The 25,220-nt window shown below is 67.4% G+C and carries 18 protein-coding genes; 13 read left to right on the top strand and 5 right to left on the bottom strand.

Translation table 11 applies throughout. From position 1 onward, the window contains the following. Window positions 1-91: 91 nt before the first annotated feature. The 3 genes from AC1GI4_RS12295 (at window position 92) to AC1GI4_RS12305 (ending at window position 5,856) form a co-directional block, all read left to right on the top strand. The gene (locus AC1GI4_RS12295) at window positions 92-1,375 is read left to right on the top strand and encodes an MFS transporter (protein WP_479629691.1); all 1,284 of its coding nucleotides are present in this window, start codon (window positions 92-94) and stop codon (window positions 1,373-1,375) included. A gap of 89 nt (window positions 1,376-1,464) precedes the next feature. Next, window positions 1,465-4,449, top strand: coding sequence for a VIT domain-containing protein (locus tag AC1GI4_RS12300; protein ID WP_479629692.1), 2,985 nt, complete (start codon window positions 1,465-1,467; stop codon window positions 4,447-4,449). A gap of 66 nt (window positions 4,450-4,515) precedes the next feature. Next, entirely contained in the window at window positions 4,516-5,856 is a 1,341-nt protein-coding gene (locus AC1GI4_RS12305) for a chloride channel protein (protein ID WP_332753381.1), read from the top strand. A gap of 399 nt (window positions 5,857-6,255) precedes the next feature. Here AC1GI4_RS12305 and AC1GI4_RS12310 read toward each other — a convergent pair whose 3' ends face one another. The 4 genes from AC1GI4_RS12310 to AC1GI4_RS12325 all read right to left on the bottom strand — a co-directional run bounded on the left by AC1GI4_RS12310 (window position 6,256) and on the right by AC1GI4_RS12325 (window position 10,840). Then, complete coding sequence (locus tag AC1GI4_RS12310; RefSeq protein WP_479629693.1) at window positions 6,256-6,759, bottom strand: hypothetical protein; 504 nt, start codon at window positions 6,757-6,759, stop codon at window positions 6,256-6,258. 754 nt (window positions 6,760-7,513) lie between these two features. After that, window positions 7,514-7,867 (bottom strand): reverse transcriptase-like protein, encoded by a 354-nt coding sequence (locus tag AC1GI4_RS12315; RefSeq protein WP_479629694.1) that lies wholly within the window; start codon window positions 7,865-7,867, stop codon window positions 7,514-7,516. Then, window positions 7,864-9,480 (bottom strand): NAD(P)/FAD-dependent oxidoreductase, encoded by a 1,617-nt coding sequence (locus AC1GI4_RS12320; RefSeq protein WP_479629695.1) that lies wholly within the window; start codon window positions 9,478-9,480, stop codon window positions 7,864-7,866. The genes AC1GI4_RS12315 and AC1GI4_RS12320 overlap by 4 nt, the downstream gene beginning before the upstream one ends. 82 nt (window positions 9,481-9,562) lie before the next feature. Then, a complete protein-coding gene (locus AC1GI4_RS12325) occupies window positions 9,563-10,840 on the bottom strand; it encodes an HD-GYP domain-containing protein (protein WP_479629696.1) in 1,278 nt (425 codons plus the stop codon). A 221-nt stretch (window positions 10,841-11,061) separates the two neighbouring features. Here AC1GI4_RS12325 and AC1GI4_RS12330 point away from each other — a divergent pair, with 221 nt between their 5' ends. The 6 genes from AC1GI4_RS12330 to AC1GI4_RS12355 are packed head-to-tail and all read left to right on the top strand — an operon-like array spanning window position 11,062 to window position 17,104. Further along, window positions 11,062-13,446, top strand: a complete 2,385-nt coding sequence (locus AC1GI4_RS12330) for a TonB-dependent receptor (protein WP_479629697.1) — start codon at window positions 11,062-11,064, stop codon at window positions 13,444-13,446. Window positions 13,447-13,464: 18 nt separating this feature from the next. After that, complete coding sequence (locus AC1GI4_RS12335; RefSeq protein ID WP_479629698.1) at window positions 13,465-14,148, top strand: Fe2+-dependent dioxygenase; 684 nt, start codon at window positions 13,465-13,467, stop codon at window positions 14,146-14,148. After that, entirely contained in the window at window positions 14,145-14,783 is a 639-nt protein-coding gene (locus tag AC1GI4_RS12340) for a PepSY-associated TM helix domain-containing protein (RefSeq protein ID WP_479629699.1), read from the top strand. Before AC1GI4_RS12335 ends, AC1GI4_RS12340 begins: the two co-directional genes overlap by 4 nt. Window positions 14,784-14,797: 14 nt before the next feature. Further along, complete coding sequence (locus AC1GI4_RS12345) at window positions 14,798-15,280, top strand: DUF2271 domain-containing protein (RefSeq protein WP_479629700.1); 483 nt, start codon at window positions 14,798-14,800, stop codon at window positions 15,278-15,280. 13 nt (window positions 15,281-15,293) lie between these two features. Continuing rightward, the gene (locus tag AC1GI4_RS12350) at window positions 15,294-16,139 is read left to right on the top strand and encodes a DUF4198 domain-containing protein (RefSeq protein ID WP_479629701.1); all 846 of its coding nucleotides are present in this window, start codon (window positions 15,294-15,296) and stop codon (window positions 16,137-16,139) included. Window positions 16,140-16,141: 2 nt separating this feature from the next. Continuing rightward, window positions 16,142-17,104 carry an FAD:protein FMN transferase gene (locus AC1GI4_RS12355; protein ID WP_479629702.1) on the top strand — a complete coding sequence of 321 codons (963 nt, stop codon included), beginning with the start codon at window positions 16,142-16,144 and terminating at the stop codon, window positions 17,102-17,104. A gap of 35 nt (window positions 17,105-17,139) precedes the next feature. Here AC1GI4_RS12355 and AC1GI4_RS12360 read toward each other — a convergent pair whose 3' ends face one another. Further along, window positions 17,140-19,239 carry a TonB-dependent siderophore receptor gene (locus AC1GI4_RS12360; RefSeq protein WP_479629703.1) on the bottom strand — a complete coding sequence of 700 codons (2,100 nt, stop codon included), beginning with the start codon at window positions 19,237-19,239 and terminating at the stop codon, window positions 17,140-17,142. A gap of 199 nt (window positions 19,240-19,438) precedes the next feature. On the opposite strand from AC1GI4_RS12360, the gene AC1GI4_RS12365 reads away from it, so the two are divergent. From AC1GI4_RS12365 to AC1GI4_RS12380, 4 genes are all read left to right on the top strand, one after another. Continuing rightward, on the top strand, window positions 19,439-20,281 hold the full coding sequence (locus AC1GI4_RS12365; RefSeq protein ID WP_479629704.1) for an endonuclease/exonuclease/phosphatase family protein: 843 nt from the start codon (window positions 19,439-19,441) through the stop codon (window positions 20,279-20,281). A 274-nt stretch (window positions 20,282-20,555) separates the two neighbouring features. Next, a complete protein-coding gene (locus AC1GI4_RS12370) occupies window positions 20,556-22,484 on the top strand; it encodes a sialate O-acetylesterase (RefSeq protein ID WP_479629705.1) in 1,929 nt (642 codons plus the stop codon). A gap of 242 nt (window positions 22,485-22,726) precedes the next feature. After that, the gene (locus tag AC1GI4_RS12375; RefSeq protein ID WP_479629706.1) at window positions 22,727-24,022 is read left to right on the top strand and encodes a thiamine pyrophosphate-dependent enzyme; all 1,296 of its coding nucleotides are present in this window, start codon (window positions 22,727-22,729) and stop codon (window positions 24,020-24,022) included. Window positions 24,023-24,212: 190 nt separating this feature from the next. Continuing rightward, window positions 24,213-25,220, top strand: a complete 1,008-nt coding sequence (locus tag AC1GI4_RS12380; protein WP_479630402.1) for an alpha-ketoacid dehydrogenase subunit beta — start codon at window positions 24,213-24,215, stop codon at window positions 25,218-25,220.

The following is a 25,220-nucleotide window of genomic DNA, read 5'->3' on the forward strand; positions in this document are numbered from 1 at the left end:
GGACGGATTGGAATCGTTAAGGGTCTGCCCCTATCGACGGCGGGAGCCCCGGCGCCGTTCGGCGGTTGACGCCGCGCCATGGGAGCCGCCGATGCATGACGATACGGGCCGCGACGCCCCCGCCCCCGTTCCAGCCGAGATGATAGCCGACGCACTGGTGGCTGGAACGCCGGGCTATCGCCGCCTGACCTGGGCGATGCTGTTCGCCGGTTTCTCGACCTTTTCGACGCTCTACGCGGTCCAGCCGCTATTGCCGCTGCTGGCGGCGCATTACCGGATCAGCGCGGAGGCGTCGTCGCTGGCGGTGTCGCTGGCCACCGGGCCGCTGGCGCTGGGCATTCTCGTGGCGGGCGCGGTGTCGGATCGGCTGGGGCGGCGGTCGCTGATGGTCGCGGCGATGATGATCGCCGCCGCGCTGACCCTGGTCGCGGCCATCGTGCCGGGCTGGCACGCGCTGCTGGCATTGCGTTTCCTGGCGGGCCTCGCGCTGGCGGGCGTCCCGGCGGTGGCCATGGCCTATGTCGCCGAAGAGGTGGACGCGCGCTCGATCGGCGCCGCCATGGGCCTATACATCGCAGGCAGCGGCATGGGCGGCATGGGCGGGCGGCTGGTCGCCAGCATGGTGGCCGCGCTGGCCGACTGGCGCTGGGCGCTGGCGGCGGTCGGGGTGAGCGGCCTCATCATGGCCGAGGCGTTCCGGCGTCTGGCCCCTCCGTCCCGGCGTTTCGTGGCGAGCGAGGCGGACTGGCTGGCCCTGCCGCGCGGCGCGGCGGCGCTGTTCCGCGATCCGGGCCTGCGGCTGCTCTATGCCGAGGGTTTCCTGCTCATGGGAATCTTCGTCACCATATACAATTATGCCGGTTTCCACCTGCTCGGCCCTCCGTACGGCCTGAGCCAGGCGATGGTGGGCGCGGTGTTCCTGCTCTATATCTTGGGGTCGATCAGTTCGAGCCTGTTCGGCAAGCTGGCGGGCAAGGTCGGGCGGCGGCGGATATTCTGGATGCCCGTCGCGCTGACGATGACCGGGGTCGCGCTGACCGCCGCCCGGCCGCTCTGGCCGGTGGTGCTGGGGATTGCGGTGGTCACGATCGGCTTTTTCGGCGCCCATTCGATCGCCAGCGCCTGGGTCGGTCGGCGCGGCGGCGTGGCGAGGGGGCAGGCGGCGGCCTGGTATCTGTTCTTCTATTATATGGGGTCAAGCGTGCTGGGCTCGGCGGGCGGCATCGCCTGGACGCGCGCCGGATGGCCCGGCGTCGTGGCCTTCTGCCTGATGTTGGGCGCATTGGCGCTGGCGGGCGGCATCCTGCTGTTCCGGGTCCGCCCGCTCGCCGAAACCGAGCAGGCCCGCCCCACAGGGCCGGTCACACCAGGCTGAATGGCAAAGGCCATGATCGACCGCGTGCCGGATTGGCTTGTCCGGGCGCCAGCGACGAGCTAGCCTTTCTGGGATCGAAGGGGGCGAAGATGCTGGCACGGTGGCGTGGACTCGTGGCGCTGGGGCTCGCCCTTCTGGGGCAGGGGGCCTGGGCGCAAACCGCCAATCCCGTACTGACGGCCCATGCGGGCGGCATCCGCGACGCCGCGCATGGGCGCAATCTGTCGCTCAAACAGCTGGACATCGCGGTCGAGCAACGCGGTAGCGTCGTCGAGACGACCGTCACCGCCGCCTTCGCCAATCCCGAGCCCGAGCAGCTGGAGGGCGATTTCCGCCTGACCCTGCCCGAAGGCGCGGTTGTCACCGGCTATGCGCTGGACGTCGGCGGCCGGATGGTCGACGGCGTGCTGGTCGATCGCCCGCGCGCCAAGGCGGTCTATGAAGCGCGGGTCCGCCAGCGGGTCGATCCCGGTCTGGCGGAGGTCAGCGCCGACAATGTCTTTTCGACCCGCGTCTTTCCGATCTGGCCCGGAAACGGGCGGACGATCCGGGTGCGCTTCGTGGCGCCGGTCGGGGCGGGGGGCTGGCGCCTGCCGCTGGGTTTCGACGGCCCGGTCGGCGACTGGTCGATCCGGGTCCATGCCAGCGGGACCGCCGCGCAGCCCAGGGTGACGCTGGGCGACACGCCGATGGCGATCACGGCGGACGGCGAGGGCTGGGGCGGTTCGGTGAGCGGGAAGGGCAAGCCGCTCTCCGGCACATTGGCGATCACGCCCGGCCGCTTGGCCGATCTGGTCGCGAGCACCCATCATAATGGCGAGCGGGATCTGGAACTGGGCGGCGACCTGCCCGCTTCGGCAGGTGATACGGCGCCGTCGCATCTGCGCATCTATTGGGATCGTTCGCGCTCGCGCTTGAAGGCCGACACGGCCCGCGAAATCGCGCTGGTCCGCGCGGCGATCGATCGCCGGCATCCGGCCAGGGTCGAACTGGTCGCCTTCAACAGCAGCGGTGCCCAGACCAAGGCGGTCGCCACCGCCGAGGAAGCCGCCGCCTGGCTGGGCGGGCTCGACTATCGCGGCGCGACCAGTTTCGCGCCCCTCTCCCAAGGGGAGGCTGCCGACCGCTGCCTGGTCTTTACCGACGGTCGCGCGACCATCGACCGCGATGCCGCGATCACCCCGCGCTGCCCGTTGGATGTGGTCAGCAGCGCGGGTGGTGACGACCGTGCGTGGCTGGGCCATCTGGCACGCGCGCATGGCGGGCGGCTGATTATGCTGGGCAACGACCCGGCGGCGGCGTTGACGCTGTTGCAGGAGGGCGCGACGGGGGTGACCACGGTCACCGACCGCGATGACCGGCCCTTGCCCTTCGTGCCGCTGCCCGCGCCGCAAGGGCGCTGGGCGGTGCTGGTCCGCGCGCCGGGCTTCGGCCCGGTGAAGATCCGACTGAGGGCGGGGCAGGAGGTCGTCCGCGCGATCGATGGGGATGGCGTCGCTTTCGACGGCCCTGGCGCGCTTCTGGCGCAGGACGCGCTGGCGACGCTGGGTGCGACCGAGCAGCGCGACGCCTATGTCGCGCTCAGCCGCCGCTACGGCATCGCCAGCCCCAGCCTGTCCTTCCTCGTACTGGAGAGCGTCGGCGACTATCTGAACGCCAGGATCGACCCGCCCGCGACCCTGCCCGCCGAATGGCGCGACGATTATGCCCGCCAGCGCAAGGCGATGGAGGCGGACGAGGCTCACGTTGCGCAGCGCCATTTCGATACGCTGCTCCAGGATTGGCAAGAGGAGGTCGCCTGGTGGAAGACCAGGTTCGACCCCGCCGCCCAGCTCAAGCGGATCGCCACCTCGCGGCGTGTCGCGCGGAGGGTAACGGCGCCGCCCGTCGTTTCACTTCCCTCGCCCATGATGGCCCCTCCGCCGCCACCGCCGCCGCCGCCACCTCCTCCGCCACCCGCGCCGGAGACGATGGTTCTGTCTGCACCTGCGGCCCCTGCGGCTCCCCCCGCACCTCCGGCGCCGCGTGTCAGTCCGGCGACCGACGACATCATGGTGACGGGCAGCAAGGTGAGCACAATTCCGGCGGCCCCCTCGGTCCAGATCGACGCATGGCAACCTGATCGCCCCTATCTGGAGCTGTACGACGGAAAGCCCGCCGATTTTGCCGAGCGCTTCCGCGAGGCGGAGGCGCGGCATGGCGCCTTGCCGATCTTCTATCTCGACACCGCCGCCTGGCTCGCCAGGCGCGACCGGCTGGCCGAGGCGCGCGAGATGGTGCTCTCGGCGCTGGAGTTGCCGACGGCCGACGACACCACCCTGGGCATGGTCGCCGACCGGCTGGAGCGCTACGGCGACTGGGATCGTGCGGTCGAACTGCGCGAGCGGCAGGCGGCGCTCGATCCCGACCGGCCGCAGCCGCGCCGCCTGCTCGCGCTGACGCTCGCCCGCCGGGCCGCCGCCCATCCGGCGCAGGCGAAGGCCGACCTGACCCGCGCGATCACCCTGCTATATGGCATCGCCACCCATCCGCAGGCGGACCAGTGGGAGGGCATCGACCTGATCGCGCTCAACGAGGCCAATGCCCTGCTGCCGCGTCTGCGCAAGCTGGGCGGCAAGGTGGAGATGGACCCGCGTCTAGTCATGCTGCTCGATGTCGATGTGCGCGTCGTCATCGACTGGACCACCGATGCCTCGGACATGGACCTTTGGGTCGACGAGCCGACTCGCGAGCGGGCGATCTACAACAACAACCGCACCGCGATCGGCGGTCGGCTGTCGCGGGACATGACGCGTGGTTATGGGCCGGAGGAATATATGATCCACGCCGCGCCGCCGGGGACGTATACGGCGCAGGCCAATGTCTATGCGCCCGACCGGATCGATCCCAATGGCGCGACCATCCTGACCGCGCATCTGTTCCGCAATTTCGGCCGGGCGAACGAGACGGTCGACAGCGTCGATATTGAGCTGAAGCGCGACGAAAAGGGCGCGCGGATGATCGGCCGGGTCGTCGTGCCCGGCAAGCCGATGACGAGTCCGGCCCCCGTGAAGGGCGCGGTTCCGCTGCCCTGAGCGGGACGGGGGTATATCGTCCGGTTCGGCTGGTTTTGTGGGGCGATAAGGGTGTAGAGGCCGGACATGACCGATCAGAGTCCGCCTCTTGCCTCCTTCCGGAAATGGACGCCCGCGCGCTATCGTGCGCTGCTGCGGAAGCAGGGGCCGGGCTCGGTCAAGTTCCGCACCCGGCTGGCGATCCTGATTGGCGCGGTTGCGATCGGGTTGGCGGCGACGGTCTTTGCCGAGGCGGCCGACGCGGCGGGTGAGATGTTCCACCATTTCTCGGGCCGTTATCACTGGGCGCCCCTGGTCGTGACCCCGCTGCTGTTTGCCGGGCTGGTCTGGTTTACCCGGCGCTTCGCGCCGCTCGCGCGGGGATCGGGCATTCCGCAGGTGATGGCGGCGCAGGCCGATCCCGAACAGGCGACCGGCGGGCTGGTGTCGCTGCGCACGGTGATCGCCAAGGCCGGGTTGACCCTGGCGGCGGTGTTGGGCGGGGCATCGGTCGGTCGCGAAGGGCCGACGGTCCAGATCGCCGCCGCGATTATGGGGGTGACGCACCGTATCCTGGGCGTGCCGTTGCGCGGCGCGGTCCTGATCGCGGGCGGCGCGGCGGGTGTCGCGGCGGCGTTCAACACGCCGCTGGCCGGGCTGCTCTTTGCGATCGAGGAACTCGCCTCGGCCTATGAGCAGAAGGTCACGCTGCTGGTCATCGCGGCCATCGCGATCGCGGGCATGGTCGCCCAGTCGGCGCAGGGCGATTACGTTTATTTCGGGCTGATCGGCGCGCACATGCCGATCGTGACCGCGCTGATCGTCGCGCCGGTCGCGGGCATCGTCGGCGGGCTGGCGGGCGGCGGCTTTGCCCGGCTGATGCTGATGATGGCGACGGGCACCAACCGCGTGACCCAGTGGAGCAAGGCGCAGCCGATCCTGTTCGCCGGGCTGTGCGGCGTGGTCGTCGCGGGGCTGGGCGTCGGCACCGGGCTGACCTGGGGCACCGGCTATGGTGCGGCGCGGGCGATGATCGTCGGGGTCGATGCGCCGCTCTGGTACGGCCCGGCCAAGTTCCTGGCGACGCTGGCCACCGCTGTCGCGGGGCTTCCCGGCGGCATCTTCGCGCCGTCGCTGTCGGTCGGGGCGGGCCTGGGCAATCTGCTGCGCTCGGTCTTTCCGGATTCGCCTGCGTCGGCGATCGTGATCCTGGGCATGGTCGGCTATTTCGCGGGGGTGGTCCGCGCACCGCTGACCGCCGTCATCATCCTGTCCGAGACAACCGCCAGCCGGGGCCTGATGCTGCCGATGTTCGCTACCGCCTTCATCGCCGACGGGGTCAGCCAGTTGATCTGCCGCGAAAAGCTGTACCACGGCCTGTCGCGGACCTTTGCGATGGCGCCGGTGAAGCGGGCGGGGCAACCGTAAACCGGCCGATCGGAAAGCGGCGGATGGCTGCCCCGCCGTCGATGACGCAGCAGAACGCTCACAATCCTACAATGCCAGCACCTCGCGCTCGTGGCGTCAGTGGACGCCGAATGCAGGGCGGGACGCGGCGGATTGCGTTTCGAGAGACCGGCAGGCGGATGATGGCTAGAGCAAGATGATATGAGATGAACTCACCCCTCCCCTTCAGGGGAGGGGCCGGGGGTGGGGCGCCTCCGCAAGTGTGCAGCCCGTGGCGAGGCCCCACCCCAACCCCTCCCCCGAAGGGGAGGGCCTCTCCTTGGTTCAACGCAATGCCATCACGGTCTAGGCGTCGCCGTCCTGCTCCGTCGCTGCGGCCTTTCGGGTTTGTTACCCCCGGATGCGGTCGGGACGTAAAACCTATTTCGGGGTGGCCTGCTGGGTTTCCAGGCCCTGGTTGCTCAGGACAATGGGGTCGGAGGCCAGTTCGTACAGATAGCGTCGCCGCTCCAGCGTTCCCGTGCGCAGCCGGTCTCGCGCCCTGACCTGAGCCTTGGTCAGTCGGAACGGTGTATAGCCGCGCGTGCGCAGGCAGGTGGCGACCGTATCTTGCATAAAACCCTGCGTCCGCGCGACGCCGCCGCGGATGCCGCGTTGATAGATGCTGCTATAGTCGCGTATCATTTGGTTGAAATCCTCGGGACTCAGCGTTCGGCCGCCCTTGGCCTGGGACCTGGCGGTGGCCCGGTCGATCTCCTTGTCCTGGTTGTGTGTCGCATCGAGCACGTCGCGGGTATCCTGTCGGCCCGTAATGTCGACCTTCGCGCCGCTGATGCCGCATTGCATCGTGTCGCGGCGGTAGGTGTCCAGGCTGATGCCCGCTTTGCCCCAGGATATGTCCCGAGCCGTTCTCGTTCCCGCCATGGAGGCCGAAGGGATCGAGAGCAGGGTTATTCCGATCAATGGGACCGCCAAGGCCCGCATGCGATTTGATGAAAGCGAAAGCATTGGCCAGCCCCTTTCGACACTAAAACAATGACTTCATTCCGCAGGCTTTGGATGACTATTCCCACACTTGTCCAAGGCATCCACTCTGCCGCCTCTTTGCATGCAAGGCTGGTAGGCACGTTACGCCTGCGAATCGCACTTGGCATTGCATGCGTCCGATCTATCGTGAGCCATCAAGGACATAGAAAAGGTTAAGTATGCCATTGGTAATAAAAGAAAATGCCTATCGAAATACAATACCCCGTTGAAATATACGCGAATCAGATCTTATTTTCTGATCGATGCGAATGATATTATGTATTGCGAATTATTCAATCGGCAATCACTTTGGAGTTGGGGTCCGTAGTCATTGCAGCCATTGCTTTTAGTAAGTGTGCGACGTCTTGTGGGCGCCACCGCCGCACGCCGCTGCGGTTGACGGACAGGAGAAGGCGCAACATCCGTCAATCCTTCACGCAAGGTCTGTCATCGCTTGTGGTAAGAACGGTTGCAGACGCTCCGTCTGCTCTTCGCCAGCCATGCAGGTTGCTTATACCCGTCTCCCTGCGGAGCCTGGAATCCGACCGCGACGGTCTTGCTTTCAGGTCGCAAGAGCGGAACTGCAATAGCTTGATGCCAAAAGCACGCGCGCTCCGTCCGGGTCAGCGCAAAAACACTGCTGGCTTTCGACTTAAGGCAACCGTGCCAATGCAATGCCCGCCAAATTCTGCGTTCGCTTGATGTGGCGTAATCGAAAGCGCGGCGGGCGGGGCAGGGCGGACCATTTCGCGAAATGCGCGACATGCGCTGGCGGCACCCGCACCTTGCCTGTCGCCTGCGCCACCACGGCCGCCGCGTCGCCCAACAGCAACGCATCGGCCAGTCCTGCCTCTTGCACCGCCTCGGTTGCCGCGATCAGGGCCAGCCATTCCGCCTCCATGCTGGTGCCGCGGCCCAGGTCGCGGACGATTCGGGCTCTCCCGCCGATCACCACGGCATATTCCATGCCGCCGGGGCGCAGCCCGCCGTCGAAGAAGATTTTCACCGCCCGCCCATGCTGCGCGCGACCGCCTCGGCCGTCTTGATGCCGTCGACCGCCGCCGATAGGATGCCTCCCGCATAGCCGGCGCCTTCGCCCGCCGGGTAGAGCCCGTAAGTGTTCAGGCTGTGACCGTCCTCGCCGCGCGTAAAGCGAACCGGCGAGGAGGTGCGCGTCTCGACGCCGGTCATCACCACGTCGGGATGGTCGTATCCGGCGATCTGGCGGCCAAAGACCGGAATCGCCTCTCGCATCGCCTCGATGACGAAGTCGGGCAGGCATTCGGACAGGTCGGTCGGCGTCACGCCAGGGCGATAGGAGGGGGTGACCGAACCCAGGCTGGTCGAGGGGCGTCCGGCCAGGAAGTCGCCGACCCGCTGCGCCGGTGCCTTGTAGTTCGAACCGCCCGCGACATAGGCGCGCTCTTCCCAATGGCGTTGCAGCGCCAGTCCCGCCAGCGGATCGCCGGGAAAGTCGCGTTCGGGGTTGATCGCCACGACGAAGCCCGAATTGGCGTTGCGCTCGTTGCGCGAATATTGGCTCATGCCGTTGGTCGCGACGCGGCCTTCTTCGCTGGTCGCGGCGACCACCGTGCCGCCCGGGCACATGCAGAAGCTGTAGACGGTGCGGCCGTTCTTGCAGTGGTGCGAGATGTGATATTCGGCCGCGCCCAGGATCGGATTTCCGGCCTGATGCCCAAAGCGCGCGCGGTCGATCCAGCCTTGCGGATGTTCGATGCGCACGCCGATGGAGAAAGGCTTGGCCTCGACATAGACGCCTGCCGACTGGAGCATCGCGAAACTGTCGCGCGCGCTGTGGCCGATGGCGAGGACGACATGGTCGGCCTCCAGATAGCCTCCGCCGTTCAGGTGAAGCCCGCGCACCCGGCGCTGGCCCGACCCGTCCGTCTCGACGTCCAGCCCATCGACGCGGGTGGAGAAGCGATATTCGCCGCCCAGTTCCTCAATGGTCGCGCGCATGCTCTCGACCATCGTAACCAGGCGGAAGGTGCCGATATGCGGATGCGCCTCGGTCAGGATTTCGGGTGGCGCACCTGCCTTGACGAACTCGGTCAGCACCTTGCGGTTCAGATGACGCGGATCCTTGATCCGGCTGTAGAGCTTGCCGTCCGAAAAGGTGCCCGCGCCGCCTTCGCCGTACTGAACGTTGGATTCAGGGTTCAGCACGCTGCGCCGCCACAGGCCCCAGGTGTCCTGCGTCCGCTCGCGCACCACCTTGCCGCGCTCCAGGATGATCGGCCGGTACCCGGCCTGCGCCAGCACCAGCGCGGCGAACAGGCCGCACGGGCCCGCGCCGATCACCACGGGCCGCTTCGTGTCCGGCGGCGGCGCGCTGGGCAGGTGATAGCGGGTGTCGGGCGTGCGCTGAATGTCGCGATCGCGGCGGAACCGCTCCAGCACGGCGGCCTCGTTCTTCAGGTTCACGTCGACCGAATAGACGAGCTGGATATTGTTCTTGTCGCGCGCGTCATGTCCGCGCCGGGCGACGACGAAGCGCACCAGCTCGCGCGGCGTCACGCGCAACCGGCGACAGATGGCGGCAGGCAGGGCCTCGTCCGCATGATGGAGAGGCAGTTTCAATTCACTGAGGCGGATCATCCCGCGCGCCATACAGAATTGCGTGACCTCCCGCCATGGCGGTGTGCAGGCGGTCGCCCTTATGCGGAGTGGCTGGGCGGTGTTACAGCCCCATGGCCGCGCGTTTCAGGGGTGCGTTGGGGACGCTGGGTTCCGCCAGGATCTGCGCCTGGAGCGCGGGCCAGCGTTCGCCGAACCAATAGTTGCCGCGCTCGGCGCGCAGGATGGGATCGTGCACCGTCGCGACATCCTCGATCGTCGTCAGCATATTGTTGGGAACGTCGAAAAAGGTGCGGACGATCGGCGAGGTCGGACTGTCCCCTTCCCGCATGACGATGCCCAGCCGATTGGAATGGAGCCGGACCAGCGCGGCAAAGGGCTGGATGCCCAGATTGGCGATGAAGGCGCGCAGCGTCTCGGGATCGAAATGGCCGTCCCATTCCAGCATCTGCGCCAGCGCCTCGTGCGGGGACCAGGCGCGCTTATAGGGGCGGATCGAGGTGACCGCGTCATAGACGTCGCACACCGATGAGATGCGCACGAACTGGCTGATCTCGTCGCCGCGCAGGCCATCGGGATAGCCCGCACCGTCCATCCGCTCGTGATGATGGCGGCACACGTCCAGGATGCGCGGGTCGAGATCCTGCATGTCGACCAGGATCTTGTGGCCCAGCCCCGGATGGCGACGGATTTCGATCATCTCCTCGGCGTTCAGGCGGCCGGGTTTGTCGAGCACGTCGGCGTCGATACGCATCTTGCCGATGTCGTGGAGCAGCCCGGCCATGCCTGCGACGTGCACATCCTCCTCGCTCAAACCCAGATGGCGCGCGAGGTTCATCATCAGCGTGCCGACCGCGACCGAGTGAATATAGATATATTGCTCGCGGTCCTTCAGCCGGGTGACGGCGATCATCGCGGCGGCGGACGTGGCGGTCGTCTCGGCAATGTCCGCGACGATCGGGACGAGGTCGCGGGTGCGGATCGTGCGGCCGAGCCGGGCCTCGCCGAACAGCTGGGCGACGGCGGCGGTGGCGCGCGCGGAGACGGCGCTGGCCCGCTCCAATTCGGTTGGCGGCTTGGCCCGACGCGGGCGGAGCGTGGTGACGATCGGCGTCACGGGCACCTCGATGACGGGCGGCGGCGAAACGGGGGTGTCGGTCGCCGCGATCATCGCCGGGCCGCGGCCTTTGGTCAGGTCGATGGTGACGGCAGGGACCGATTCACGGATTTTTGCCAGGTCGTCCGGGTCGGTGAGGAGGAAGGACTTTCGCCAAAATGGGTTGTGGATCCACGAGCAGTGCAGGGCATGAATGTACATACCCAGCGCGACCTGATGGCTTTCGATCTGGACATAACGATTCGAGGCGGACGGCTCTTCCATCCGTAAAATCTAACTCATGTGGCGTAAAATTTTGGTTTCGAGCCGCCGCCCCTTTTGAATTGGCGCGATTTTTTACGGAGCACCCTCGGGAAGCCCTGCGCTGCCCATTTCCGACAGGTCGGCCATTCGCCGGTGGCTATGGAAGATTTGATAATCACTATCAATCGCGTTGACAGTGCGAATGTTTCGCAATAGCGGGACCTTCAAAGGGGAAAGCATTCATGTCACATTCGTTCATCGCCCTGTCCTGCGTCGGCTTCCTGGCAACCGCGCCGCATGTCGCGGCCGCCGAAACCGGCCCCCTCGCCGACAGCGCGACGCCGCCCGCCGCTGCCGTCAGGCCGCAGGATTCGACCGGCGAGCGCGACGTGATCGTCACCGGCCAGCGCGCCGCCGGTGCCGCGATCCTGGAAAGCCCGAAGGCGACCGCATCACTGCTAGACACGCCGCAGACGATCACCGTGGTCAGTGAGCAGACGATCCGGAAACAGAATCTCCAGACGCTGCGCGACGTGCTCCAGACGCTGCCGGGGATCACCTTCGGCGCGGGCGAGGGCGGTGGCGGGTACGGCGACTCGATCAACCTGCGCGGCTATTCGGCCAGCAACGACATCACCATCGACGGCGTGCGCGACAGTGCGCAGTATAGCCGCACCGACCCGTTCAACCTGCAGCAGGTCGAGGTCTATAACGGCGCGAACAGCGTCTTCAACGGATCGGGATCGGTCGGCGGCACGATCAACCTCGTGTCCAAGGTGCCGGGGCCCGAGACGCTGACCATCATGCAGGGCTCGGTCGGCACCGACAATTATTATCGCGGTGCGATCGACAGCAATGTCCGCCTGTCGGACCTGGTCGCGGTGCGCCTGAACGGCGCATACCACCATAACGACGTCCCCGGCCGCGATATCGAGAAGATGCAGCGCTGGGGAATCGCACCCTCCGTCACGATCGGCATCGGCGGGCCGACCAGCCTGACGCTCGCCTATGTCCATCAGGAGGATCGCAACACGCCGGTCTACGGCATTCCCTGGTTCGACAATGGCCTGGTCGACGGTTTCGTGCCGGGTGCCAAGCGCTCCAGCTATTTCGGGATCGCCAATCTCGACCGGCAGGACAGCACGGTGGACCGCTTCACCGCGACCCTCCGCCATCAGATCGACGAGCATTGGAGCGTGCGCAACCTGACCCGCTGGCAACAGGTGACGCAGTATAGCGTGACCAGCGCGCCGCAGGGGGCCTTCTGTCTGGCCGCGACCAATCGCCAGCCGGTGACGGCGACGCCGGGTGCCACCATCGGCGCCGCGTGCCCGGCCAATGTTCCGGCGGGCTTCTACCTGCCCTCCGGCCCACGCGGGCTGGTGCGCGATCAGCAGAACCAGATGCTGACCAACCAGATCGACCTGCGCCATGAGGCAGGCACGAAGGGCGGTTTCCACAATGTCTTGAACATCGGCATGTCGGGCATGATCGAGAATTACCGCCTGACCCAGGGGTCGCTGCTGCGCAACCCGGACGGCAGCGTGGTGGCGCAGCCCGCGATTGATATCGCCAACCCGAACACCAATTATGCCGGCCCGATCAACTTCGTGGCCACCGCCCAATCGCGCAGCGAGACGCGCAACCTGGCCGTCTATGCGTTCGACACGTTGGCGCTGAACCGCTTCTTCGAGCTGAACGGCGGCGTGCGCTGGGAGTATCAGGAGGCCAGTTTCCGCGCGCTGCCGCTGGCGGCGGCCAATGCGGGGCAACTCGCCTATCTGCCGCAGGTCAGCCGCGAGAAGCTGTTCTCCTGGCGGGCGGGCGCGGTGTTCCACCCGGTCGAGAATGTCAGCGTCTATGCGGGCTATGGCAATGCCAAGACGCCGTCCTCGACGACCGTCCGGCTGGGCTGCGGCGTGCCGTCCACCGCGACCGCCGCGAACCCCTGCGCCGTGGCCCCGGAAACCGCCAAGAATTACGAGGCGGGGGTGAAGGCCGGGCTGTTCGGTCGCCGCCTGGAGCTGACCGCCGCCGTCTTCCGCAACGAGCGGACCAATTACCGCGTGCCATCCAACGATCCAGCGCTGCCGGTGGGCTTGCAGGTGTTGGACGGGCGCAGCCGCGTCGACGGCATCGCGCTCGGCGCATCGGGATCGATCACCCCGGCCTGGACGATCTTTGCGAACTATACCTATCTCGACGGCAAGGTGCTGCAGAGCATCTCCAACCGCGACAAGGCGGCGGGCGTGCTCGATCCGCAGGCGGGGGCCGAGCTGGTCCAGACGCCCGAGCATTCGGGCAGCCTGTTCACCACCTACAAGCTGCCCTTCGGCCTGGAGGTCGGCTACGGCCTGACCTATCAGGGATCGTTCGCGACCAACGTCCCCGTCGCAGGGAATCGGGTACAGTTCCATGTGGATGACTATCTGATCCACCGCGCCTTCCTGGCCTATACCATCGCCCAGCGCTGGACGATGCAGCTCAACGTCCAGAACTTCACTGACGAGAAATACGTGACGGGTGTGCGCAACAACGTCAACGCGACGACCGGCATCGTCGCCGGCGGTTGGGCGGTGCCCGGCGACCGGCGCCAGGCGACGCTGAGCCTGTTCTACAACTTCTGACCGGACTAGCCTTCGTCCATGCTGATCGTCCTTCCCGATATCCTCGATCCCGCCGGGGTCGCCCAGGTCCGCCGCGTCATCGATGCGGGCGCCTGGGCGGACGGCAACGCCACCTCCGGCCCGCAGGCGGCGCTCGCCAAGCGCAACGAGCAGCTGCCCGAGGATTCGGGCGTGGCGGTCGAGGCGGGGCGGATGGTCCTCGACGCGCTGGGCCGGTCGCCGCTGTTCGTGGCCGCCGCCCTGCCGCTGAAAGTCTATCCGCCGCTGTTCAATCGCTACGCGGGCGGGCAGGCGTTCGACGTGCATGTCGACAATGCGGTGCGGCTGAAGCGGGGCAGCGATTTCCGGATGCGCGCCGACCTGTCGCTGACCCTCTTTCTTGAAGACCCGAACGCCTATGACGGCGGCGAGCTGGTGGTCGAGGATCTGTACGGCGAACAGCGGGTGAAGCTGTCCGCCGGAAGCGCCGTCCTCTACCCCGCCTCCAGCCTGCACCGGGTCGAGCCGGTGACGCGCGGCACCCGCGTCGCCTCCTTCCTGTGGATCCAGTCGATGGTTCGCGACGATGGCGAGCGGCGCATCCTGTTCGACCTGGATCGCGCGGTGCAGCGGGTCGGCGCGGACAAGGGGCAGGGGGATCGCTCGGTCGTCGAGCTGACCGGCGTCTATCACAATCTGCTACGCCGCTGGGCCGACGCATGACCGCCGCGACCCTTGCCAAGCCGAAGAAGCGTAAGTGGCGCAGCTGGTGGTTGAAGCAATTCCACACCTGGCACTGGATCAGCGCGGCGGTGTCGCTGGTCGGCATGATGCTGTTCGCGATCACCGGGCTGACGCTGAACCACGCCGCCAGCATCTCGGCCAGCCCGAAGACGGTGCAGAAGAGCGGGCTGCTCGCGCCCGGCCTGCGCCCGCTGCTGGCCAATCCGAAGACGAATGACGCCCCCTTGCCGCCTCGCGTGGCAGAAGCGGTGGAGCGCGCGGTCGATCTGAACCCCGCCGGGCGGCCGGGCGAATGGTCGGACGGCGAAGTCTATGTCGCCATGCCGCGTCCCGGCGGCGATGCCTGGGTCAGCATCGACCGGACGAGCGGCGCGATCACCTCGGAGCGAACCGATCGTGGCTGGGTCTCCTACCTCAACGACCTGCACAAGGGGCGCAATGCCGGGACCGCCTGGTTCTGGTTCATCGACGTCTTTGCGGTCGCCTGTATCGTCTTCACCCTGACCGGGCTGCTGCTGCTCCAGATGCACGCGCGGCACCGGCCCTCGACCTGGCCGCTGGTAGCGGCGGGGTTCCTGCTTCCGGCGGCGGTCGCCGTTTTCTTCCTGCACTGATGGAGAGGCTCACGATGCGATCGACCGCTATTCTGGCGCTGGGCGTGGTGGCATGGCCGGGGGCGGCGGGGGCCGCGACGGTCAACGTCACCATCCCCCGGCTGAACGTCGCCGAATATCACAAGCCCTATGTCGCGGTCTGGCTGGAGCCCGCGACCGGCGGCCCGGCGCGCACGCTCGCCATCTGGTACGACGTCAAGAAGCAGGGCGGCGAGCCCGGCACCAAATGGCTTTCCGACCTGCGCGCCTGGTGGCGCAAGGGTGGGCGGAGCATGGCGATGCCCGCCAGCGGGATCAGCGGTGCGACCCGCGCGCCCGGCACCCATGCCATACCGCTGCCCGCCGACCTGAAGCCCGGCCAATATGTCCTGAACGTCGAGGCCGCGCGCGAGACGGGCGGGCGTGAGCTGGTACAGATGCCGCTGACCGTGCCCAACCCCAATGCGCGCGGGGCGGGCAGCCATGAGCTGGGCGCCGTGACCGTCTCGGCACGCTGACAGGGGGATCATCATGAAGAACCATCGTCTCAAACTGTTCGCCGCCGCCGCGTTGCTCACCATTCCCGGCCTCGCTTCGGCGCATCGCATGTGGCTGCTCCCCTCGAGCACGATCTTCTCGGGCACCGATAGCTGGGTGACGGTCGACAGCGCCGTCTCCAACGACCTGTTCTATGCCGATCATCAGCCCGGCCGGATCGAATGGGTGAAGGTCTGGCAGCCCGACGGCACGCCGGGGCACATCCAGAATGGATCGACCGGGCGCTATCGCTCGGTCTTCGACGTGCAGCTCGACAAGCCCGGCACCTGGAAGATCGGCAGCGAAATGTCCGGGATCATGGGCAGCTTCAAGGTCGACGGCGTCGAGAAGCGCGTCGGTGGACGCGGCGGCCCGCCGGGCCCCAACGGCGTGCGCCAGCCGCCGCTGACCGTCGCCGACATCCCCGCCAATGCGACCGACGTGACTCTCACCGAGACGCTGGGCCGCAACGAGATCTTCGTCACGGCGGGCGAGCCGACGCGCACCGTCCTGAAACCCGTGGGCAAGGGGCTGGAGTTCGATCCCGTCACCCACCCCGACGAATTGGTCGCGGGCGAGACGGCGAAGTTCCGCTTCCTGGTCGACGGCAAGCCTGTGCCGAACCTGAAGGTCACGATCGTCCCCGGCGGCAAGCGCTACCGCGATGCCGAGGGCGCGAAGGAGGTGACGACCGATGCGCAAGGCGTGCTGAGCTATGCCTGGCCTGCGGCGGGCATGTACTGGCTGAACGCGACGCTGACCGATGACAAGCCGACCGCCCCGCGCGCGACCCAGCGTCGGATGAGCTACACCACCACGCTCGAAGTGATGACGCCGTAACCATGCGCATCGTCCTGCCGCCCCGGATCGATCCGGATGCCGTGGCGAGCGACGATCCGGCGGCGGTCGTCACGCTGGGCGGCGAGACGATGGGGACGATGTGGCGATTGCTCTACGCCACCCGCGACGTGCCCGGTGCGCAAAGGCTGGGCGAAGCGGTGCAGGCGCGGCTGGACGATCTGGTCGCGCAGATGAGCCACTGGGCGCCGGATTCGGTGCTGGCGCGCTTCAACCGCTCCGCAGCGGGCAGCTGGAGCGCATTGCCGCCCGATTTCGCGGCGGTGATGGACACGGCTTTGCGTATCGCAGGCTTGAGTGACGGCGCGTTCGATCCGGCGATCGGGCATCTGGTCGACCTCTGGGGCCATGGGCCGAAGGGGCCGCAGCCCGCGCCCGATGCGGCGGCGATCGTGCGGGCCCGCGCGGCGGGCGGCTGGCACCGGCTGCGCTGGGATGCCGGTGCCGCGCGACTGTGGCAGCCGGGCGGCGTCGCGCTCGACCTGTCGGGTATCGCCAAGGGCTATGCCGCCGATGCGGTCGCCGACATGCTGGCGGGGCTGGGCTTGCGGCATTGCCTGGTCGAGGTCGGTGGCGAACTGGTCGGACGGGGCACCCGGCCCGACGGCGATCCCTGGTGGGTCGATCTCGAAACTCCGCCGGGTATCACGCTGGCCCCGATGCGCGTGGCGCTGTACCAGATGGCGGTGGCGGGCAGCGGCACCTATCGCAAGGGCGAGCATGGCCTCGATCCGCGCACCGGCCGCCCCCCGACCAACGGCGTGATCGCGGTCCATGTCATCGCACAGACGGGGATGCTCGCCGATGCGCTGGCCACGGCGGTGGCGGTGTTGTTCCCGAACCTGTCGGCGCTGGCGCCGTTGCAGGTTGCGGCGCGGATTCTGGTTCGGCGGGGGGGCGGAGTGGAAGAGGTTCTGACCAAGCCTCTCAAGGTGATGCTCGGCTAACTTTCCTCCCCTGCAAGGGGAGGAACAGGATCAGTTCAGAACCGCCCCCTGAGCGTCACCCGGACATTGCGAGGTGCGCCGGGCATCGTCCACACATCGGCATAGCTGCTGGCGACGTAATAGGTGTCGAACAGGTTATCGAGGTCGACCCGCACGTCGAAGCGCGGGTTGACCGCCCAGGTCGCGTCCAGCCGCGCGATCGTATAGGCGGGCAGGCGATAGCCGCTGGCATAGGGGTCGCCGTTGCGCGCGCCGACATGGGTGACGCCGCCACCGACCGTCACCGCGCCCAGCCGCTGATGCAGGTCGAGCGCCGCCAGATGCTTGGGCACGTTGGACAGCATCGTGCCGATCAGCGCGGCATTCTTGTCGTTGCGCACCGTTGCGTCGGTATAGGTATAGGTCGCGGTGCCGGTCAGGCCGCCGGTCAGGTGAAGGTCGGCAACCGTCTCGACGCCGCGCGACCGCTGGCGACCGATCTGGGTCTTGACGAACGGATCGGTGGCATTGGGGTTGAGCACGTTGCGCTTTATCATGGTGAAGAGCGCGGTCTGGCCGGTCAGCGCGCCGCCGAACAGGGTGTATTTCGCCCCGACCTCGGTCGAGCTGCTGCGCTCCGCATCAAAGCTGCTGATCCCGTCCGAGGGGTTGAGCCGCAGCGACTGGCCCCAGCTGGTGAAGAGCGAGAAGCGCGGGCTCGCCGACCAGGTCAGCGCGGCGCGCGGCGTGATGCCGCGATCGACGGTGTTCAGCACCAAATTGCCGCGCAGGTAATTGGTCATCGTCTCGCGAAAATTATTCCAGCGCGCGCCCACCAGCGCGGTGAAGTCGCCGAAACGGATCAGGTCCTGCGCATAGATGCTCTCGCTGCGGAAGGAATGGTGGCGATCCTGGAACGGGGTGGTCACCGGCAGCGGCTGGCCATAGACGGGGTTGAAGGCGTCGATGGTCAGGATCGGCGCACCCGGACGCCCACGCGCCTGGTCCATGCGGAAGTCGAGGCCGTGCCGCACCCGGTCGACGCCGATGCGAATGTCGTGCGACAGGCCCAGCCAGTCGGCCTTGGCGGTCAGCTCGACGCGCGCGGTCAGGTCCTGCCAGCGGAAGTCGTGGAAACGCCGCGATCGGCCGATCGTCCGGCCATCGGCCTGCACCCCGCGTGCGCCGAAATCGACCTGGGTGGCATAGCCGGTCAGGAATCCGTCGCGGCTCGACACACCGGCCTCCAGCGAGACACGGTCGGACAGCGCGGCAAAGACGCTGCCTTGCTGCCACAGCATCCGCTGGGTCATGCGGCCATCGGCGGGTTCGCCCAGAAAGGTATCGCGGTCCATGGCGCGCGCGTCGCCCTTGATCGCCGCCACGCCGCGATCGATCGGCGCGCGGTTGCGCATTAACTCGGCCTGATAGAGGAAGCGCAGGTCCCGGGTCGGCGTGAACGAGACCGAGGGTGCGATCAGCAGGCGGTCGGTATGGACATAATCACGGAAGCTGTCGCCTTCCTCCGACACTCCGATCAGCCGGGCCGACAGGGTGTTCGTCACCGGGCCGCTGATGTCGCCGGTCGCGCGCACCCGGTTCCAGCTGCCATAGCTGAGCGACGCTTCGCCCTGGGGTGTCGCGGTCGGCGCCTTGGTGACGATGTTGAGCGACCCGCCCGGCTCACCCAGTCCCGACAGTGCGGCGGCGGCGCCCTTCAGAAACTCGAACCGCTCGACCGTGGCGACGTCGACCGGCGCGTTGAAGCCGAGATTGCTGCTGAAGCGGTTGATGAGGATGTCGGGGCCGCTATTCTCGTTACCCGCAAAGCCGCGGATCGCGTATTTGTCCCATAGCCCGCCAAAGTCGTTCTGCCGCGACACGCCGCCCGCCAGGTCGATCGTGTCGTCCAGCCGCGTCGCGCCGGTTCGGTCGATGATTGCGCGGTCGATGACGCGCAGCGACTGCGGGTAGCGATTGGGCGGCGTGTCGGTGCCGGTGATGCTCGCATTGGCGTCGCGCAAACCCGTGACGACGACATCCGCCTGCATCTCGCCACCCGGCTCCGCCACCGGCGCGGCCAGAGTCTGCGCGCCCGCGGTCTGGCCCATCGCCACCCCGGCTAGCAAAATCCCGTGCCAGATCATCTTCGACATGCACTGCCCCCAATCGATTTCGGCGCGGCCAATATCGATAATGCTAATAACTCGCAATCATAAACTAGGTAAACTTGGTCGGGATGGATGTCACGCGCCTGCCATGCGACACGGCCATGGGTATCGGGCGGCGCTGCGCCGTGATGGAAAGGCGTGAAGAATGAATGGCATGGCGGTGTTGGGGCGGACGGTTCGGAGCGTGGCTCTGCTGACGGCAGGGCTGTTGATCGCGACGGGGGCGATGGCCCGGTCGCCCGCCAAGCCCATCGCCAGGCCGATCAAGGTCATGACCTTCAACGTCCGCTATGCCTCGGATGAGGGCGCGACGCGCTGGGCGGTGCGGCGGCCGGTGATGGTGGAACTGATCCGCCGCGCCGCGCCCGATGTGATCGGGACGCAGGAACTGCTCCAGCGACAGGGCGACGACCTGACCCGCGCGCTGCCCGGCTATCGCTGGTTCGGGCGCGACCGGATGGGCGGGCATGCCAATGAGTATATGGGCATCCTCTATCGCCCCGACCGCCTGACGCTGGTCGGGCATGGCGATTTCTGGCTGTCCGAGACGCCGGACGTGGTCGGCAGCCAGAGTTGGGGCACCGACCTGCCGCGCATGGCGAACTGGGCGGTGTTCGAGACGAAGGAGGCCATGCCGCACCGTTTCCTGTTCCTCGACACGCATCTGGCGCACCGCGACGAGGATGCCGAGGCGCGCGACAAGGCGGCGGCGCTGATCCTGGCGCGGCTGCCCGCGCTGGCGAAGGACCTGCCGGTGGTGGTGGCGGGCGACATGAACGCGCGACCTGACACGGCCGCCTATCGGCGTTTCGCCAGCGCGCTGACCGACGCGTGGCCCGCCGCCGCGCGGCGTGAGGGGCCGGAGATGACCTTCCACGACTTCACCGGCACGCCCGACCGTCGGATCGACTATCTGTTCCTGCGGGGATTCCGCGCGGAGAGGATCGCGACCGATACCTATCATCAGGGCAAGACGTATCCGTCGGACCATTTCCCGATCGAGGCGACGCTGACGTTCGCCAAGTAAAGCTATTCCTCTCCTGCAAGGGGAGGTGGCGCGCGCAGCGCGTCGGAGGGGTGTCCCCTTCTCGATAGCGCGACACCCCTCCGTCAGGGCTTCGCCCTGCCACCTCCCCTTACAGGGGAGGAATAGGTGCGAGTTTCCCGATAGCGTTATCATTTGGCCGCTCCTATGATCGATGGACAGCCGATCGCGGCGCGGAATCGCGTGGTCGCGGGCATAGGAGAGGGATGACATGCGGATGGGGCATTCGGGGTCCGGCGCCGGGCGGCGCGTAGGTTTGGCACTGCTGCTGGGCACGGCGGCGGCCTGGCCCGCCCTGGCGGAGGCGCGGCCGCGAATCCTGACCCCGATGAGTGCCCATGCCGTGCTGCAGCGCGACCGCCCGATCGTCGTCGAGGGCGCGGCCGATGCGGGTGAGGGCGTCACCGTTGCTCTGGGGGGTGCCAGCGCCACCGCGACCGCCGATGGCAAGGGCCGCTGGCGCGCGACCCTGCCCGCTATGGCGGCGACCGCGACCCCGCTGACCCTGACCGTGACGGGCAAGGACGGTGCGGCCGACACGCTGGACGACCTGCTGGTCGGCGATGTCTGGTTGTGTTCGGGCCAGTCCAACATGGAATATCCGACCAAGCAGGCGCTGAACGGCGAGATGCTGGTCAACACCGCCGCCAATGACGGGATCCGCCTGCTCGACGTGGCGCACCATGTCGGCCTGTCCGCCGACGAGATGCTGGAGAAGCGCCCGGTCTGGGCCGCCGCATCGCCCGCCAGCGTGCGCGATTTTTCGGCCGCCTGCTATCTGATGGTCAAGGAGATGGCGGCCAAGGCCAATGTGCCGATGGGCGCGATCGATTCGAGCTGGGGCGGGACCAAGATCCTGCCCTGGATCGACACGACCGACGCGCGCAAGCTGCCGGGGCTGGCCGCCGATGTCGACCTGCTGGCGCTCTATGCGCGCGACCATGCGGCGGGGCTGCGTGCCTTCGGTGATCGCTGGGGCGAATGGTGGCGCAAGGCAAGCGGGACGAAGCGCGGGCAGGAGCCGTGGAATGCGCCCGACCGGCTGAGCTGGACCCCGGTGCCCAAATTCGGCCCGTGGGAGGAATGGGGCGTGCCCGCGCTCGCCGACTATAACGGGCTGGTGTGGTTCCGGCAGGGCTTCGACCTGGCCCAAGCGCCGACGGGCGACGGGGTGATCGAACTTGCCGGAATCGATGAGCTGGATACGGTCTGGATCAACGGGGTGCCGGTCGGCGCGACCTTCGGCTGGGGCGACTGGCGGCGCTATACCGTGCCGCGCGCGGCGCTGAAGAAGGGGCATAACGAGATCATGGTGGCGCTTGGCGACACCTATGGTCCGGGCGGCATGTTCGGCCCCGCCGACAAGATCCAGTTCACCCCCGCGGGCGGCCAGCCGATCCCGCTCGGCACCGGCTGGCGCTATTCGGTCTATAAGCCGAACGACCAGAGCTATCCGCGCAGCCCCTGGGAAAGCCATGCGGGGCTCGGCACGCTGTACAATGGCATGATCGCGCCGCTGGGGCCGATCGGGTTGAAGGGCGTCGCCTGGTATCAGGGCGAGTCCGATGTCGGGCTGGCCAGCTATGGCGACCGGCTGGCCGCGCTGATGACCGGCTGGCGGCGGCAGTTCCAGAATCCGGACCTGCCCTTCCTGATCGTCCAGCTCGCGAATTTCGGCGCGCCGCCGGTAAAGATCGAGAACAGCGCCTGGGCGGCCCTGCGCGAGACTCAGCGTCTGGCGGTTCTGCGCGATCCCCATGCGGCGCTCGCCACCACGGTCGATATCGGCGTGCGCAACGACATCCATCCGGCGGACAAGAACGAACTCGCCAAGCGGCTGGTCTTTGCGCAAGCGCATCTGGAGGCAGGCGACCGCGCCAATGCCTCGGGGCCGATGATCGCCTCGGCGACGCGCACCGGAGGCGAGGTGGTGCTGCGCTTCAACGGCGTGCAGGGGGCGCTCCATGTGTGGAGCGCCGCCGCGCCGATCGGGTTCGAGCTGTGTGACGCGTCCGCCTGTCGTTATGCGAATGCGACGGTGAACGGCGCGGAGGTGCGGCTGGCCGATGCGAAGCCCGGCGATGTCCGCGTGCGCTATGCCTGGGCCGATGCGCCGGTCGTCAATTTCTACGACGAAGCGCCGCATCCCGTCGTGCCGTTCGAGGTGACGATTACCGGGAATTAAGCCGTACCACCCTCACCCTTCCGGCGCTTCGCGCCTCCCTCCCTCTCCCACTGGGAGAGGGAAGGGGCCCGCCCGCGTCAGCGGGTGGGAAGGGTGAGGGCGGTTCAAGACGCCGGGATAAACACCACCAATCGACGCGTTAACCCGATCAACGCCCCCAAAATGCGCTTGAAATAAAATGTCATCCGGTTGAAAGATAGCAACGACCCGGCATGAATCGGGCGAAGCGTTGAGGAGAGAGCATGGCCGTGCCGCCAGAGGGCATTTTGCGCGCCAACCTGGCCCCGTTGCAGTTGCACGTCCCCGAGCCGAAATTCCGGCCGGGCGATGCGGTCGACTTTGCCGGTGTCGAGGTTCCGCCCGCCGGTGCGCAGCGTCGCCCGGACACCGCCGCGCCCGCCGACAGCTTCCATGAACTCAGCTATACGCTCGTCCGCGTGCTGGACGATGACGGCCGCGCGGTCGGGCCCTGGGACCCCAAGCTCTCGCCCGATCGCCTGCGCCGGATGCTGCGCCACATGGTCCTGCTCCGCGCCTTTGACGAGCGCATGTTCCGCGCGCAGCGCCAGGGCAAGACCAGCTTCTACATGAAGGCGCTGGGCGAGGAGGCGGTCGCCGTCGCCGCTGCCCATGCGCTGGATTATGAGGATATGTGCTTCCCCTCGTACCGCCAGCAGGGGCTGCTGATCGCGCGCGACTGGCCGCTTACCGACATGATGAACCAGATCTATTCCAACAGCGCGGATCGGCTGGGCGGCAAGCAGCTGCCCATCATGTATTCCGCGAAAGAGGCTGGTTTCTTCTCCATCTCGGGCAATCTGACGACGCAGTATCCGCAAGCCGTCGGCTGGGCGATGGCCTCGGCCGCCAAGGGCGACACCCGCATTGCCGCGGTTTGGTGCGGCGAGGGTTCGACGGCGGAGGGCGATTTCCACTCGGCCTGTACCTTCGCCGCCGTCTATCGTGCGCCGGTCGTCATGAACGTCGTCAACAACCAGTGGGCGATCTCCAGCTTCTCCGGTTTCGCGGGCGCAGAGGCGACGACCTTTGCCGCGCGCGCGATCGGCTATGGCATTGCGGGCCTTCGGGTCGACGGCAATGACGCGCTGGCGGTCTATGCCGCCACGCAGTGGGCCGCCGAGCGCGCACGGACCAATCAGGGCGCGACGCTGATCGAGCATTTCACCTATCGCACCGAGGGGCACTCCACCTCCGACGATCCCACCCAGTATCGCTCGGCGGGTGAACCGACGGCGTGGCCGCTGGGCGATCCGATCCGGCGGTTGAAGGACCATCTGATCGCACTGGGCGAATGGGACGAGGAGCGCCACTCCGCGCAGGACCGCGAAGTCGCCGAGGAAGTCCGCGCCGCGCAAAAGGCGGCCGAGGCGAACGGCATCCTGGGCCACGGCCTGCACCAGCCGCTCGACAGCCTGTTCGACGGCGTGTTCGAGGAAATGCCCTGGCATCTGCGCGAGCAGCGCCGGCAGATGCTCGACGAGGAAGAAGCGAGCGGACGGCCATGGGCGCGGAAGTGAATTTTCCCTCTCCCAGCGGGAGAGGGAGGGGCCCGCTTGGCGCAGCCGAGTGGGAGGGTGAGGGTGTCCTCGCCGTGCGTCCCACCCTCACCCTTCCGGCGCTTTGCGCCTCCCTCCCTCTCCCGATGGGAGAGGGACAGTGAGCGACATCATGACCGAGACTGTCGAAGACGTGGGCGAAACCACCCGCATGAACATGATCCAGGCGATCAACTCCGCCATGGACGTGGTCATGGCGCGCGACCCGGATGTGGTCGTGATGGGCGAGGATGTCGGCTATTTCGGCGGCGTCTTCCGCGCGACGGCGGGCCTGCAGAAGAAATATGGCAAGACCCGCGTGTTCGACACGCCGATCACCGAATGCGGCATCATCGGCGTCGCGGTCGGCATGGGGGCGTACGGCCTGCGGCCCGTCCCCGAAATCCAGTTTGCCGACTATATCTACCCCGCGCTCGACCAGCTGGTCAGCGAGGCGGCGCGGCTGCGCTATCGTTCGGCGGGCGAGTTTACAGCACCCATCACCGTGCGCTCGCCCTTTGGCGGCGGCATCTTCGGCGGCCAGACGCATAGCCAGAGCCCTGAGGGCATCTTCACCCATGTCTCGGGCATCAAGACGGTGATCCCCGCGACGCCCTATGACGCCAAGGGCCTGCTGATCGCCGCGATCGAGGACAATGACCCCGTCCTCTTCTTCGAGCCCAAGCGCATCTATAACGGCCCGTTCAACGGCCATTGGGATCGCCCGGCCGAAAACTGGTCCAAGCATCCCGGCGGTGAGGTGCCCACCGGCTATTACAAGATTCCGCTCGGCAAGGCGGCGACGGTGCGCGAGGGCGAGGCGGTGACGATCCTGTGCTATGGCACCATGGTCCATGTCTGCGCCGCCGTGGTCGCCGAGATGGGCGTGGATGCCGAGATCATCGATCTGCGCACGCTGGTGCCCCTCGACATCGAGGCGATCGAGGAATCGGTCAAGAAGACCGGCCGCTGCATGATCGTGCATGAGGCGACGCGCACCGGCGGTTACGGCGCGGAGCTGTCCGCATTGGTCCAGGAACGTTGTTTCTATCACCTCGAAGCGCCGATCGCGCGCGTGACCGGCTTCGACACGCCCTATCCGCACAGCCTGGAATGGGCCTATTTCCCCGGCCCGGTCCGTATCGGCCAGGCGCTCAAGACTTTGCTGAAGGACGCCTGA

Source organism: Sphingomonas sp. 77B (genome assembly GCF_056497825.1).